The 14,013-nt window shown below is 67.3% G+C and carries 13 protein-coding genes; 12 read left to right on the top strand and 1 reads right to left on the bottom strand.

Features of this window, described 5'->3' with window-relative positions; all coding sequences use genetic code 11:
• The first annotated feature begins 6 nt into the window (after positions 1-6).
• From rlmN to moeB, 8 genes are all read left to right on the top strand, one after another.
• Complete coding sequence (gene rlmN / locus BLT45_RS15695; RefSeq protein ID WP_093302480.1) at positions 7-1,230, top strand: dual-specificity RNA methyltransferase RlmN; 1,224 nt, start codon at positions 7-9, stop codon at positions 1,228-1,230.
• Positions 1,220-2,035 (top strand): type IV pilus biogenesis/stability protein PilW, encoded by an 816-nt coding sequence (gene pilW / locus BLT45_RS15690; RefSeq protein WP_093302474.1) that lies wholly within the window; start codon positions 1,220-1,222, stop codon positions 2,033-2,035. Before rlmN ends, pilW begins: the two co-directional genes overlap by 11 nt.
• Positions 2,032-2,841: a helix-turn-helix domain-containing protein gene (locus BLT45_RS15685; protein ID WP_093302469.1), complete on the top strand. Its 810-nt coding sequence runs from the start codon at positions 2,032-2,034 to the stop codon at positions 2,839-2,841. Before pilW ends, BLT45_RS15685 begins: the two co-directional genes overlap by 4 nt.
• A 62-nt stretch (positions 2,842-2,903) precedes the next feature.
• Entirely contained in the window at positions 2,904-3,539 is a 636-nt protein-coding gene (locus BLT45_RS15680) for a YfgM family protein (protein ID WP_093302465.1), read from the top strand.
• A gap of 8 nt (positions 3,540-3,547) precedes the next feature.
• Complete coding sequence (gene bamB, locus BLT45_RS15675; RefSeq protein ID WP_254771926.1) at positions 3,548-4,720, top strand: outer membrane protein assembly factor BamB; 1,173 nt, start codon at positions 3,548-3,550, stop codon at positions 4,718-4,720.
• Positions 4,721-4,903: 183 nt separating this feature from the next.
• Positions 4,904-6,304, top strand: a complete 1,401-nt coding sequence (gene der / locus BLT45_RS15670) for a ribosome biogenesis GTPase Der (protein ID WP_093302456.1) — start codon at positions 4,904-4,906, stop codon at positions 6,302-6,304.
• Positions 6,301-7,518 carry a molybdopterin molybdotransferase MoeA gene (glp, locus tag BLT45_RS15665; protein WP_093302450.1) on the top strand — a complete coding sequence of 406 codons (1,218 nt, stop codon included), beginning with the start codon at positions 6,301-6,303 and terminating at the stop codon, positions 7,516-7,518. The genes der and glp overlap by 4 nt, the downstream gene beginning before the upstream one ends.
• A 61-nt stretch (positions 7,519-7,579) precedes the next feature.
• The gene (moeB, locus tag BLT45_RS15660; protein ID WP_093302444.1) at positions 7,580-8,716 is read left to right on the top strand and encodes a molybdopterin-synthase adenylyltransferase MoeB; all 1,137 of its coding nucleotides are present in this window, start codon (positions 7,580-7,582) and stop codon (positions 8,714-8,716) included.
• On the opposite strand, the gene BLT45_RS15655 is transcribed toward moeB, so the two are convergent.
• Positions 8,717-9,559 carry a helix-turn-helix transcriptional regulator gene (locus tag BLT45_RS15655; RefSeq protein ID WP_175455888.1) on the bottom strand — a complete coding sequence of 281 codons (843 nt, stop codon included), beginning with the start codon at positions 9,557-9,559 and terminating at the stop codon, positions 8,717-8,719.
• A 234-nt stretch (positions 9,560-9,793) separates the two neighbouring features.
• Here BLT45_RS15655 and BLT45_RS15650 point away from each other — a divergent pair, with 234 nt between their 5' ends.
• The 4 genes from BLT45_RS15650 (at position 9,794) to BLT45_RS15635 (ending at position 14,013) form a co-directional block, all read left to right on the top strand.
• A complete protein-coding gene (locus BLT45_RS15650; RefSeq protein ID WP_093302435.1) occupies positions 9,794-10,567 on the top strand; it encodes an SDR family oxidoreductase in 774 nt (257 codons plus the stop codon).
• A 103-nt stretch (positions 10,568-10,670) separates the two neighbouring features.
• Positions 10,671-10,922, top strand: coding sequence for a hypothetical protein (locus tag BLT45_RS15645; protein ID WP_093302429.1), 252 nt, complete (start codon positions 10,671-10,673; stop codon positions 10,920-10,922).
• 27 nt (positions 10,923-10,949) lie between these two features.
• Positions 10,950-12,134: a low temperature requirement protein A gene (locus BLT45_RS15640; protein ID WP_093302424.1), complete on the top strand. Its 1,185-nt coding sequence runs from the start codon at positions 10,950-10,952 to the stop codon at positions 12,132-12,134.
• 37 nt (positions 12,135-12,171) lie between these two features.
• The gene (locus tag BLT45_RS15635; RefSeq protein WP_093302418.1) at positions 12,172-14,013 is read left to right on the top strand and encodes a monovalent cation:proton antiporter-2 (CPA2) family protein; all 1,842 of its coding nucleotides are present in this window, start codon (positions 12,172-12,174) and stop codon (positions 14,011-14,013) included.

Genomic DNA, 14,013 nt, shown 5'->3' with positions numbered 1-14,013 from the left:
TACGCGATGAGCAGCCACGAACTGCCGCCGATCGAGTTGAAGCTGGCCACGGACGCTCCGTCCGTGGCGATCGGCGCGTCCGTGTCCGCGAAGCAGAACCTGATGGACCTGGACCGCGAAGCACTCGAACAGTTCTTCGTGGGTACGCTCGGCGAGCAGAAGTTCCGCGCGCACCAGGTGATGAAGTGGATCCACCACCGTTACGTCACCGACTTCGACCAGATGACCGATCTGGGCAAGAACCTGCGCGCGAAACTGCAGGAACATGCCGAAGTCGTCGTGCCGCAGGTGGTGTTCGACAAGCCTTCGTCCGACGGCACCCACAAGTGGCTGCTGGGCATGGGCGTGGACGGCAAGAATGCCGTCGAAACCGTCTACATCCCCGACAAGAGCCGCGGGACGTTGTGCGTGTCGTCGCAGGTGGGCTGCGGCCTCAACTGCACGTTCTGCTCGACGGCCACGCAGGGGTTCAACCGCAACCTCACCACCGCCGAGATCATCGGCCAGGTGTGGGTGACGGCGCGCCACCTGGGCAACGTGCCCGCACAGAACCGTCGCCTCACCAACGTGGTGATGATGGGCATGGGCGAGCCGCTGCTGAATTTCGAGAACGTCGTCCGCGCGATGAACATCATGCGCGACGATCTGGGTTACGGCCTGGCCAGCAAGCGCGTCACCCTGTCGACGTCCGGTCTGGTGCCGATGATCGATCGGCTGTCGACCGAAACCGACGTGTCGCTGGCCGTTTCGCTGCACGCACCCAACGATGCGTTGCGCGAACAGCTGGTGCCGCTCAACAAGAAGTATCCGATCGCCGAACTGATGGCATCGTGCGTGCGATACCTGCGCGCGAACAAGAAGCGCGATTCGGTGACATTCGAGTACACGCTGATGAAGGGCGTGAACGACCAGCCCGAGCATGCGCGCCAGCTCGCGCAGCTGATGCGCAAGTTCAGCAATGCCGCTCAGCTCAAGGACGCGGGCAAGGTCAACCTCATCCCGTTCAACCCCTTCCCGGGAACCCGCTACGAGCGGGCACCGGAAGAGGACATCCGCGCCTTCCAGAAGCTGCTGCTCGATGCGCAGGTCCTGACGATGGTCCGTCGCACGCGTGGCGACGACATCGATGCGGCCTGCGGTCAGCTGAAAGGCCAGGTGATGGACCGGACGCGACGGCAGGCCGAGTTCCGCCGCCAACTGCAGGAACAGGGCATCGACGATGCGGCATAAGGCGCTCTGCCTGCTGCTGGTTCCCCTCCTGCTGGCGACGGCCTGCAGTCGACTCACCTTCGTCCGCCCCAAGATGGAGCGCAAGGACGGCGAGCAGATCGCCCAGGACTATTCCGTCAAGGACAGTCCCGAGGTGAAGCGTCGCCAGTCGGTGCAGATGATGCTGTCGCGCTCGGTGCAGCGTCTGCAGGCGGGCGACCTCGACACGGCGGAGAAAGAGGCCAAGGCGGCGCTCAAGCTGGCGCCGGATTCGGCCGATGCCGTAACCATGCTGGCGGTTGTCGCCGACCGCCGCGGTCAGACCGAAGCCGCCGGCCAGCAGTATCGCCGGGCGGCGGAACTGGCCCCGGGGCAGGGTGCCGCTCAGAACAACTACGGGACCTGGCTGTGCGCCAACGGCTTCCAAGCCGAGTCGCTGGTCTGGTTCGATCGCGCGCTGCAGGCGCCCGGATACGGCACCCCCGCGGTGGCCCAGGCGAACGCCGGGAACTGCGCGCTCGCCTCCGGCCAGCTTGAGCGTGCGGAACGCGACCTGCGCCAGGCGCTGTCGCGCGATCCCTCCAATGCCACCGCGCTCGGCGCGATGGCGGAACTGGAATTCCGCCGGCAGGAGTACCTGTCGGCGCGCGCTTTCATCGAGCGGAGGCTGGCTGCGGGGCCTGCGTCGCTCGCAGTGTTGAAACTCGCATCACAGATCGAGGAAAGACTCGGCGACAAGGCTGCTGCCAGTCGATATGTTCGGCGCATTCGGGCGGAGTTCCCCGACGCGCGGGACGTCACAACCGGGGGAAATGCAGGGCCATGATGGACACGGTAAGTGGGGGCATGCCGCAGGGGTGCGGCGATGCACTGCGGTCGGCGCGTGAGCGGGCCGGCCTATCGATACAGGATGTCAGCCAGCGACTGAAGATGCCGGTCAAGGTCGTCCAGGCCCTGGAAGCGGGGCAGTGGGACCAGTCCGGGGGCGCGGTTTTCGTGCGCGGGCAACTGCGCAGCTATGGCCGCCTGCTCAAGGTGGACGTCGAGCCGTTCCTGCATCAGGCGGAAACCGCCGTCGCGGCGCCGGCCGAGCTCGTCAGCCACGGCCATACGCCGCCGCTGCAGTATTTCTTCGACAGCTTCAAGCGCCGCGCGATCTACGTCGTGCTGACGCTCGTGATCGTGACCCCGATCTGGATGACGCTCCGTCCCGCTCAGGGCCCCGCATTGGAGACCTCGACGGCGTCACTCGACGTGGTGCCGGACGCCGCGCCGACGGCGGGCGCTTCGGGACCTTCCAAGCCCGCTGCCCGCCCGCAGGCAGCCCCCTTCGTGGCCTCGATGACACCGCTACCGAGGTCGACGTCGGCCTGGTTGTCGCTGACGTTCAAGGGCGACAGCTGGGTCGAGATCAATGCGCCGGATGGACGCAAGGTCGAGCACGCACTGGTGCGTGCCGGCGAGGAACGCCGCTTCGCCCAAGGCGAGGTAGGACGCATCAAACTGGGAGATGCGACGGCGGTCGAGGTTCAGCAAGCGGGGAGTACGGTGGACTTGGCCCCGTTCCAGCGAGCTAACGTCGCACGCTTTACGGTATCCTCTGAGGGTTCCCTAGCGCCGGTCGGTGATTGACCCGCGCGCGGGTCTATCCAACCTAGACCAAGACCCCGCATCGAGACGGGGCAAGAGAGCGCATGGCGATTGACGATCTGCTCGACGAGCACGAACAAAGCGAACGCGTCCGTAGCTGGCTGAGGAACAATGGCGCCGGCCTGTTCGGTGGCGTGGCCTTGGGGCTGGGGGTGATTTTCGGATGGCAGTGGTGGCAGAAGAGCCAGCAGGGCCAGCACGAACAGGCATACCAGGACTACCAGAAGGCCGTGGAAGGGCTCGCCAAGGGCGATCTGAAGCAGTCCAAGGGAGTGGTCGACACCCTCGCCAAGCAGGGCGACGTGTACGCCGGTATCGCGGGCCTGCAACTGGCCAAGGCGCAGGTCGAGGCCGGCGAGCGCGATGCCGCCATCGCCACGTTGCGCAGCCTCAAGCCCGATGATTCGCTCCGGCCGCTGGTCGATGTGCGACTGGCGCGCCTGCTGATCGACAGCGGCAAGCACGATGAAGCGCTGACGTTACTCGCCAAGGCCGAAGACGCGTCCAGCCTCGAGGTTCGCGGCGACGCACTGTTGGCGACCGGCAAGGCCAAGGAAGCCCAGGACGCCTACACTCGCGCGCTGACCACGCTGGACGTGGCTTCGCCGCAGCGTCGCCTCGTCGAGTTGAAGCTGATCCACGCCGGTGGCACGCCGCCCAAGACGGGAGGTGCCGCATGAATCGCCGCATGAAGACCGCGTCCATTCGCATCGTGGGTGGCATTCTGATCATGGCCGCCCTCGGTGGCTGCAGCACGATCAAGGGCTGGTTCGGCGGCAAGGCCGAAGAAAAGCCGACGGAGCCGGCCGAACTGGTCGACATCACGCCGTCGGTCAGCGTTTCCAAGCTCTGGAGCGCAAGCGCCGGAAAGGGCGAGGAACGTCTCGGACTCCAGCAGGCCCCCGCTGTCGAGGGGGGGCGCGTTTATGCGGCCGCCGTCAAGGGCGGTGTCCGTGCATTCGACCTGCAGACGGGCAAGCAAGTCTGGCAGTACAAGTCCGACCTGCGCATTTCGGGTGGTCCTGGCGCCGGCGAAGGCCTCGTCGTGGTCGGTACGCTCGACGGGAAGGTGATTGCCCTGGATGCGGCGACCGGTGCCGAGAAGTGGCAGGTGAAGGTGCCGAACGAAGTGATCGCCGCGCCTGCGATCTCCCAGGGTGTGGTGTTTGTCCGCACCAATGACGGCCGCGTGTCCGCCCTGAGCGGCGATACCGGGGAGCGTCGCTGGTTCTGGACGCACGAACTGCCCAGCCTCACCGTGCGCGGCAACGCGCCGGTGGTGGTCGGTCCGGGCGTGCTGTTCGCGGGCAATGACGACGGCACGTTGGCGGCCCTGTCGGGCAACGACGGACGCACCCTGTGGACGCAGACGATCGGCGCGCCGGAAGGCCGCAGCGAGCTGGAACGCATGGCCGACGTGGATGGCGCGCCGGTGCTGGAAGGCACGACGGTGTTCGTCACCAGTTTCAAGAAGGAAACGGTCGCCATCGAAGGCCCCTCCGGCCGTCCCCTGTGGAAGCGCGAGAACGGCGGTGCCGGCGGACTGGCGGTGACCAGCAGCGCGGTGCTCGTCTCGGATCCGGCAGGGACCGTCTGGGCGCTGGACAAGTACAGCGGCAGTTCCCTCTGGTCCAACACGACCCTGGCACGCCGTTCGCTGACCGCGCCGACGATCCATGGCGATTACGCCGTGGTCGGCGACTACGACGGCTACCTGCACTGGTTGAAGACCGACAACGGCGACATCGTCGGCCGTGCCCGCGTCGGCGGCAAGGCCATCCGCGGCAAGCCGGTCGTGGCTGACGGGATCCTGATCGTGCAGGACGTGGAAGGCGGACTGACGGCCTTCGGCTTCAAGTAAGACCCCGCCGGGGCGCCGTCGCGCGCCCCTGCCGGACCGGAAAAGGGCCGCTTCGTCGGCCCTTTTTCGCGGGCGCGGCCCAATTCCGATACCATGGCGCGCCGTTGCCGCGCCGCTCCGCGTGCGCCGGCCCCCGGTGGTCGCTTCGTGCGGCTCCGCACTTCTTCCTCTGGTTGCCTCTCCATGTTTCCCCTCGTAGCCCTGGTCGGTCGTCCCAACGTCGGCAAGTCCACCCTGTTCAACGCGCTGACCCGCAGTCGCGACGCCCTGGTGCACGACCAGCCCGGCGTGACCCGCGACCGCAACTACGGCGTCTGCCGCCTGGATGAGGAAGATCCCTTCCTGGTGGTCGATACCGGCGGCATCGCGGGTGAAGAAGAGGGCCTGGCCGGCGCCACTGCGCGCCAGGCGCGTGCGGCCGCGGAAGAAGCGGACCTGGTGCTGTTCATCGTCGACGGTCGCGAGGGCGCCTCCGCGCTCGATGACGACATCCTCGCCTGGCTGCGCAAGACCGCGCGCCCCACGCTGCTCGTCATCAACAAGATCGACGGCATCAACGAGACCACGGCGATCGCGGACTTCGCGCGTTATGGCTTCGCCGATGTCATCACCATTTCGGCCTCGCACCGCCAGGGCATCGACGACCTGCTGGAAGAAGTGCACGCGCGTCTGCCCGAAGAGGGCGCGACCGTCGGCCTGGACAACGATCCCGACCGCATGCGCGTGGCGTTCGTCGGCCGACCGAACGTGGGCAAGTCCACGCTGGTGAACCGCCTGCTGGGCGAGGAGCGGATGATCGCCTCCGAAGTGCCGGGTACCACCCGCGACTCGATCGCCGTGGACATGGAGCGCGACGGTCGTCAGTACCGCCTGATCGACACTGCCGGCCTGCGGCGCAAGGGCAAGGTGGAAGAAGCGGTCGAGAAGTTCAGCGTGGTCAAGACGCTGCAGGCCATCGAGCAGTGCCAGGTGGCCGTGCTGTTGCTGGATGCCACTGAAGGCGTCACCGACCAGGACGCCAGCGTGCTGGGCGCCGTGCTCGACGCCGGTCGCGCCCTGGTGGTGGGTATCAACAAGTGGGACGGGCTGACCACCTACCAGCGTGAGCAGGCCGAAGCCCTGCTGGCCCGCAAGCTCGGCTTCGTCGAGTGGGCCGAAGTGGTGCGCATCTCCGCGCTGCATGGTTCCGGCATGCGCGAACTGTTCAAGGCGGTCCATCGCGCGCACGCCTCGGCGACCAAGGAATTCGGCACCAGCGAAGTCAACAAGGCGCTGGAGATCGCGTACGAAACCAATCCGCCACCGAGCATCCGCGGACACGTCTCCAAGTTGCGCTACGTGCACCCGGGCGGCGCCAATCCGCCGACCTTCATCGTGCATGGCACGCGCCTGAAGGTGCTGCCGGAGTCGTACAAGCGCTATCTCGAGAACTTCTTCCGCAAACGCTTCAAGCTGGTGGGTACGCCGGTGCGCTTCATCTTCCGGGAAGGCGCCAATCCGTACGAAGGCAAGAAGAACGTGCTGACGGAGAAGCAGATCGCCAAGAAGCGCCGCCTGATCCGGCACGTCAAGCGCGGCAAGTGACCCCGTATCCCTCCCGCATCGCCGTCGATGACGCCATCGCGCTGATCCGGGAGGCTGCGCACTCGCACCGCACGGGCACCGAATCCCTCGCATTCAACCGGGCCGGTGGCCGCGTACTCGCGGATGCCGTCAACGCCCCGATCGCTCTGCCATCGTTCGACAACAGTCGCATGGATGGTGTCGCGTTCGCGCATGCCAGCCTGACGGCAGAGGGCACGACCTGGCTGCGCCTGGTCGGCGAACAGTACGCCGGCGTGCTGGGCGGGCTGCATGTCGGACCCGGCGAATGCGTGCGCATCACCACGGGCGCGCCCATGCCCGAGGGTACCGATACGGTGGCGATCCGGGAGGACATCGTCGAACGCGACGGCGGCATCGAGATCCCGTCCGGGCTGCGTGCCGGTGCGGACGTACGCCGCGTCGGCGAGGACGTCCCGGCGGGTGCCGGGGTGCTGCGTGCAGGTCAGGTGCTGACGCCCGCGCGGATCGGATTGGCCGCGGCGCTCGGATTGCCGACCCTGACGGTGGCGCGACGACCGACGGTGGCCGTGTTCACCACCGGCGACGAGCTGGTCGAGCCCGGTCTTCCGCTGTTGCCCGGACAGGTCTACAACAGCAACCGCGACCTGCTGATGGGGCTGTTGCGCGCCGAGGGGCTGGAGCCCACCGCATGGCCCACGCTGCCCGACGACCCGGAACGCATGCAGACGATGTTGGGCGATGCCGCGTCGGCGTTCGATGTCGTCATCACCAGCGGCGGCGTATCGGCAGGCCAGAAGGACCATCTTCCGGGTCTGCTGAAGGCCCACGGGCGCATCGGGTTCTGGAAAGTGCGGATGAAGCCCGGCATGCCCGTGCTGTTCGGCGCATGGGATCGCGCTTTGTTCCTCTGTCTGCCCGGTAATCCGGTGTCGACCCTGGCCACGTTCCTGACCCTGGGGCGTGCGCTGCTGGATGGGCTGCAGGGACGGGACGACCCACGACCCGTCTGGCAGGCGCGGCTGGGCGGGGACTGGCGCAAGGCGCATGCGCGGCTCGAGTTCCTGCGGGGCCAGTTAGCGCCCGATGGCGAGGGTGGGCTGCGGGTGGTGCCGAACGCGGCCGACGCGTCCCACCAGCTGCGTGCCGCCGCGGACAGCAACGCCCTGATCGTGCTGGCGGAAGGTCTGCGCGACTACGCCGACGGCGACATCGTCGACGTCCTGCCGTACTGAAGCGACACCGCGTTCCAGCCGGGACGCCGCCATCGTGTGCGCGGTGCGTGATAATCACGGCATGCCGATCCGAGACATTCCCCCCGCCGACGTCGCCCAGTGGCTGGCGGACGGTGCGATCTTCGTCGATGTGCGCGAAGACCATGAGCGCGCCAGCGGCCAGGCCGAAGGCACCCAGGGCGTCGCGAAGGCGCTCCTGCTGGCCGAACCCACTCGCCATCTTCCCGACCGCGACGCGGCCATCGTCCTGATCTGCCAGAAGGGCGGGCGCTCGATGGATGCCGCGCGGGCGCTCGAAGCCGCCGGCTACACGCGGCTCGCTTCCGTCACCGGCGGCACGTCGCGCTGGCAGGAGGAAGGGCGACCGACCGTGCGTCCCGACTTGCCTGCCGAGGCGGTGGACTTCAACGAACGCTATTCGCGGCACCTGCTGCTGCAGGAAGTCGGCGTGGAAGGGCAGCGGCGACTCGAGGGTTCGCGGGTGCTGATGATCGGTGCGGGCGGCCTCGGATCGCCTGCGGCGTTCTACCTCGCGGCCGCGGGCGTGGGCCATCTGCGCATCGCCGACGACGACGTCGTGGACCGCAGCAACCTGCAGCGGCAGATCCTGCATACCGAGGCACGCATCGGCGCGCCGAAAGTGGCCTCGGCGCAGGCGACGCTGGGCGCACTCAATCCGCGCACGCAGGTGGAAGCGGTGCAGACGCGGGTCACGTCCGAGAACGTGGAGCAGCTGCTGGAAGGCGTGGACGTCGTGCTGGACGGCGCGGACAACTTTCCGGTGCGCTACCTGCTCAACGATGCCTGCGTGAAGCTGCGCATCCCGCTGGTGTACGGCGCGGTGCAGCGGTTCGAAGGGCAGGTGAGCGTGTTCGACGCCGGTCGCCATCGCGGCGAACAGCCCTGTTACCGCTGCCTGTTCCCGGAGCCGCCGCCGCCCGAGTTCGCGCCCAACTGCGCCGAAGCCGGCGTGCTGGGCGTCCTGCCGGGCGTGATCGGCCTGTTGCAGGCGACGGAAGTGGTCAAGCTCCTGCTCGGCATCGGCGAACCGCTGTCGGGTCGCCTGCTGCAGTTCGATGCGCTGGCCATGCGCTTCCGCGAGACACGCTTGCGGCACGACCCGGAGTGCGTGGTCTGCGCCAAGGGTAGGGACTTCCCCGGGTACATCGACTACGCGGCGTTCTGCCGCGCAGGCTAGTCAATCCAGCGGACGCACCCGCAGGCCGTCGCGGAACTGGCGCGGCGTGATGCCGGTGTCCCGTTTGAACGCGGCGCTGAGATGGCTGTGGCTGGCGAAGCCGCAGGCGAGGGCGATGACGGTGATGTCGTCGTCGCGGTTGAGCAGATGCCAACGCGCACGACGCAAGCGCTGCGCCAGGATGTACTGGGCCGGTGTGGTGCCGAACGTGCGACGGAAGGCCACGAGCAACTGGTGCACGCTCATGCCGGCGAGCGCCGCGAGGTCCGACAGTGCGATGCGCTGGCCCAGGCCGTCTTCGATATGGTCGCTGAGCTGGCGCGCGACGCGTGGTGGCAGCGTCATGGGGCCCGGCACCTTCGCGGCAGGCAGCCGGTAACCCTCATACAGGTGCTGGCGCAGCAGCAGCTGCAGCCGTTCGGCCATCATTCCCGACAGGTCGTCGGCCTGCTGGCTCAAGCGGCCCAACCTTGAAACGCTGTAGTGGAGGAACTCGTCCCGGTGCCCCAAGCGCGGCATCAGGCCCTCCATGGGGACGCGGCGATCGATGCCCACATCGACATCGGCATCGGGCGACACGCGCAACTCGGCGTAGGTAATGACCTGTCCGGTCGCCTGGCTCGCGTAACGCTTGCCGGCCGGGACCAGCCAGATGTCGCCGGGTGAGGGTGGCATGTGGGTGGCGCCCACGCCATCGATCTCGGTATCGAGTTCGCGCATCGTGCCGCCGAGATGGACGATGACCGTATGCCGCGGCTGATCGATCGCCCACAGGGTGCGCTGGCGGATGTCCTCGCGGCAGAGCAGCAGTTCCACGCCGGGCCAATGGGATTGCGCGAGCACGCTGTACTGCACGCTGCCCGCCGATGCGGGATCGACGGCCGGGGCGCTCGCGTCACGCGGCTCACTAATGTGAGTTGAACGCGGAGAATTTGATAGCGGTTCGGACATCGTGAAAGCCCGCCGTGTGACTTTCGCCGCATCTTAGACGCGCCTCGCGGCGTTGTGCTACCGGCGCATCGAACGTAAGCCATCCACGCGGTCGAGGCGTTGTCTTCGTTCCCTAAGGAGCTGTCCATGATCGACCATTCCATCCAGGGCAAAGTCGCCCTCATCGCCGGCGGCGCCAAGAATCTGGGCGGCCTGATCGCCCGCGATCTGGCGCAGCACGGCGCCGCCGCCGTCGCCATCCACTACAACAGCGACGCGAGCCATGCCGACGCCGAGAAGACCCTCGCCGCGATCCGCGAGACCGGCACCCTCGCGGTGGCGTTGCAGGGCGACCTGACCACGGCCGCGGGCATGGAGAAGCTGTTCGCCGATGCCATTGCAGCCGTCGGCAAGCCGGACATTGCGATCAACACGGTCGGCAAGGTCCTCAAGAAGCCGATCACCGAGATCAGCGAGGCCGAGTACGACGAGATGACCGCGGTGAATGCCAAGGCGGCGTTCTTCTTCCTGAAGGAAGCCGGCACGCACCTCAACGACAACGGCAAGGTGGTCACCCTGGTCACCTCGTTGCTCGGCGCGTTCACGCCCTTCTACGCGTCGTACGCCGGCACAAAGGCGCCGGTGGAGCACTTCACCCGGGCCGCGGCCAAGGAGTTCGGCGCGCGCGGCATCTCGGTGACCGCCGTGGGTCCTGGCCCGATGGATACCTCGTTCTTCTATCCCGCCGAGGGGCAGGATGCGGTGGCGTACCACAAGACGGCGGCCGCTCTTTCGCCTTTCAGCAAGACCGGGTTGACCGACATCCAGGACGTGGTGCCTTTCATTCGCCACCTCGTGAGCGATGGCTGGTGGATCACCGGGCAGACCATCCTCATCAACGGTGGCTACACCACCAAGTAAGCCTTGCGCGGCGGGGCGCCCGGCGCCCTGCCGCACCCCGTTCACCGGCCGCCTCGTTTGCGCTACCTTCGCGTGGCGCGTATCCACTACCGGGAGTCGCAACATGCGGACCTTGATCTTCATCCTCGTGGGACTGGCGATCGCAGGTATCGCCATGGGCGTGGTCGGTGCCGCACGGCGCCGCATCGCGGCGGCAATCTTCACCGTGGGCTGGGCAGCCGCCGTGCTGTGGAACCTGCGCACCGGCATGTCGCACGGGTACTCGCTGCAGGAAGAGCTGCCCATCCAGTTGCTGATCTTCGTGGTGCCGGTGGCAGCGGCGTGGTGGCTGGCGCTGAAGTCGCGCAGGGGCTGACGTGCCAGGACCCACGGAATTCACGCCATGACCACCCATCCCCATCCGCTGCTGCGCGTAGCTGGGCAGCCGGCGAAAGTGGCCAACATCGAGCTGTTCTTCGACCTGGTGTACGTCTTCGCCGTCACCCAACTGTCCCACCATCTTCTGGAACACCTGACACCGCTGGGCGTGCTGCAGACCGCGATCCTCTGGTTCGCCGTCTGGTTGGGATGGCAGTACACGGCGTGGGTCAGCAACTGGTTCAATCCCGAACATCTCGTCATCCGCACCATGCTGATGGTGCTGATGGGGCTGGCATTGCTGGTGTCGGCGGCGATCCCCGAAGCGTTCGGCGAACGCGGGCTGCTGTTCGCGATCAGTTTCGTGGCCATCCAGGTGGGGCGCACGCTGTTCGTGCTCGGCAGTCTCGGCCGCGGGCACGCGTTGACACCCAACTTCCTGCGGATGTTGTGCTGGTTGCTGGTGTCGGCCACGCTCTGGATCGCCGGCGGCGTCAACGAGGGCTCGACGCGCCTGGCCCTGTGGCTGTTGGCGATCGCCTGCGAATACGTATCGCCGATGGCGGGTTTCTCCGTGCCGGGGCTTGGGCGTTCAAGGACTTCGGATTGGACGATCGATGGCGGCCATCTGGCCGAGCGATGCCAGCTCTTCGTCATCATCGCGCTGGGAGAATCGGTGCTGGCCACGGGCGCGTCGTTCGCGCACGCGCATCATCCCGGGCTCGCCGTCTGGATCGCGTTCGCGGTCTCCTTCGTGGGGTGCGTCGCGATGTGGTGGATGTACTTCGATACCTCCAGTGGCGATGCGGCGCACGTGATCGAGCACTCCGACGATCCCGGCCGCCTCGGCGCTTACTTCCACTATGTCCACGTCGTCCTGATCGCGGGCGTCATCGTCAGCGCGGTCGCGGATGACCTGGTGGTGGCGCATCCCCTCGATCCTGTTTCGGCGAAGTACGCCGCCGTCCTCGTCGGCGGGCCCCTGGTGTACCTGCTGGGCAACGCGCTGTTCAAGCGCGTCGTCTACGGTCGCTTCCCGCTCTCGCATCTGATCGGCATGGCGGTGCTGGTGGCGGCCTGGCCGGTGCTGCCCCGGATCAATCTGCTCGCGGCAGGCGCGGTGACCACGGCGGTTCTGGTGCTGGTGACGGTGTGGGCGGCGTTCTATCGCCGTCGTGGCCATCATGCAACGGTGATGGAGCACGGCTGAGACATTCGCGTCGGGCGACATCCGGTAGACTCGCGGCATGAGTGCAGAATCCGGTGCCAGCCAACTGGTGAGTGTCGTCGCCCTGCTGGGCGCGGCGGTGGTGACAGTGCCGATCTTCCGGCGCCTGGGTTTGGGCTCGGTGCTGGGTTACCTGGCCGCCGGCCTTGCGATCGGTCCGTTCGGACTGAAATGGTTCAACGATCCGCAGTCCATTCTGCACGTCGCCGAGCTGGGCGTGGTGATGTTCCTGTTCGTCATCGGCCTGGAGATGCGGCCCAGCCACCTGTGGAGCCTGCGCAAGCAGATCTTCGGCCTCGGCGCCCTGCAGATCACCGTCTGCACCGTGCTGCTGACCGGCGTGGGACTGGCGTTCGGCTATCCGCTGGCCGTCTCGTTCATCGGTGGCATGGGCTTCGTGCTGACGTCCACGGCCGTGGTGATGCAGCTGCTGGCCGAGCGGGGCGACGTCGCCTTGCCGCACGGGCAGAAGGTCGTCTCCATCCTGCTGTTCGAAGACCTGTTGATTGTGCCGCTGTTGGTGCTGGTCGCCTTCATGTCGCCCCAAGTCGTGCAGCCGGAGGAAGGGTCGCGCTGGATCGCCATCGGCATCGGCGTGGCCTCGCTGGCCGGCCTGATCGCGGCGGGCATCTGGCTGCTCAATCCCTTGTTCCGGGTGCTGGCGGCGGCGAAGGCGCGCGAGGTGATGACCGCGGCGGCGCTGCTCGTGGTGCTGGGCGCGGCGCTGCTGATGCAGCTCGGTGGCCTGTCGATGGCGATGGGCGCCTTCCTCGCCGGCGTACTGCTGTCGGAATCGACCTTCCGGCACCAGATCGAGGCCGACATCGAGCCGTTCCGCGGCATCCTGCTGGGCCTGTTCTTCCTGGGCGTGGGCATGGCGCTCGACCTGGGCGTGGTGGCGAGCAACTGGCCGCTGATCGTCAGCGCCGTGCTGGCGATGATGGTGGTCAAGGCCGCCTGCATCTACGCGGTGGCGCGGGTGACCCGCAGCCCGCACGCCGAAGCGCTGGACCGTGCGGTGCTGATGGCGCAGGGCGGCGAGTTCGCGTTCGTGCTGTTCGCGGCGGCCGCGGCCGCCGGCATCATCGACGCGACCGTCAATGCCAACCTCACCGCTATCGTGGTGCTGTCGATGGCGCTGACGCCGTTGTTCGTGCTGCTGCTGCGCCGCTTCACCCACCCCGCCGCGCCCTCGATGGAGGGGATCGAAGAGGCCAAGGGCCTGAGCGGGAGCGTGCTGATCATCGGCTTCGGCCGCTTCGGCCAGGTCATGAGCCAGTCGCTGCTGGCGCGCGACGTGGACGTGACCATCATCGATACCGACATCGAGATGATCCGCAGCGCCGAGGAGTTCGGCTTCAAGATCTATTACGGCGACGGTACCCGGTTAGATGTGCTGCGTGCTTGCGGCGCGCAGACCGCCCAGTCCATCGCGATCTGCATCGACGACAAGGAAGCGGCGAACCGGATCGTCGAACTGGTCAAGCACGAGTTCCCGCAGGCCCAGGTGCTGGTGCGCTCGTTCGATCGCGAGCATTCGCTGGCCCTGATCGGGGCCGGGGTCGACTACCAGATCCGCGAAACCTTCGAGTCCGCGGTGGAGTTCGGCAAGGCGGCGCTGATGAGTGTGGGCATCTCGCGCGAGGACGCGGAGACCATCGCCCTGGAAATCCGCCGGCGCGATGCCGAGCGTCTGGAACTGGAGATCGCCGGAGGCGATCTGCGGTCGGGTATCCCGGCGGTGTACGGCAATGCGAAGCCCACCAAGCCGACGCCGACGCCGTTCACCAAGCCCAAGCGCGAGGCGAAGGCGCTGAACGAGGAAGCCGCCGAAGTTATCGGCGAGGAAGAAGAGGAATAG

It is taken from the genome of Pseudoxanthomonas sp. CF385 (assembly GCF_900104255.1).
In the GTDB taxonomy this organism is placed as follows: Bacteria; Pseudomonadota; Gammaproteobacteria; order Xanthomonadales; family Xanthomonadaceae; genus Pseudoxanthomonas_A.
This window is presented reverse-complemented; position numbering and strand designations above follow the sequence as displayed.

Coding starts and splice junctions, on each gene's coding strand:
- BLT45_RS15640 (WP_093302424.1), top strand. CDS start 10,950: ATGACCACCCATCCCCATCCGCTGCTGCGCGTAGCTGGGCAGCCGGCG.
- BLT45_RS15685 (WP_093302469.1), top strand. CDS start 2,032: ATGATGGACACGGTAAGTGGGGGCATGCCGCAGGGGTGCGGCGATGCA.
- BLT45_RS15680 (WP_093302465.1), top strand. CDS start 2,904: ATGGCGATTGACGATCTGCTCGACGAGCACGAACAAAGCGAACGCGTC.
- rlmN (WP_093302480.1), top strand. CDS start 7: ATGAGCAGCCACGAACTGCCGCCGATCGAGTTGAAGCTGGCCACGGAC.
- moeB (WP_093302444.1), top strand. CDS start 7,580: ATGCCGATCCGAGACATTCCCCCCGCCGACGTCGCCCAGTGGCTGGCG.
- pilW (WP_093302474.1), top strand. CDS start 1,220: ATGCGGCATAAGGCGCTCTGCCTGCTGCTGGTTCCCCTCCTGCTGGCG.
- BLT45_RS15645 (WP_093302429.1), top strand. CDS start 10,671: ATGCGGACCTTGATCTTCATCCTCGTGGGACTGGCGATCGCAGGTATC.
- BLT45_RS15635 (WP_093302418.1), top strand. CDS start 12,172: ATGAGTGCAGAATCCGGTGCCAGCCAACTGGTGAGTGTCGTCGCCCTG.
- bamB (WP_254771926.1), top strand. CDS start 3,548: ATGAAGACCGCGTCCATTCGCATCGTGGGTGGCATTCTGATCATGGCC.
- BLT45_RS15650 (WP_093302435.1), top strand. CDS start 9,794: ATGATCGACCATTCCATCCAGGGCAAAGTCGCCCTCATCGCCGGCGGC.
- der (WP_093302456.1), top strand. CDS start 4,904: ATGTTTCCCCTCGTAGCCCTGGTCGGTCGTCCCAACGTCGGCAAGTCC.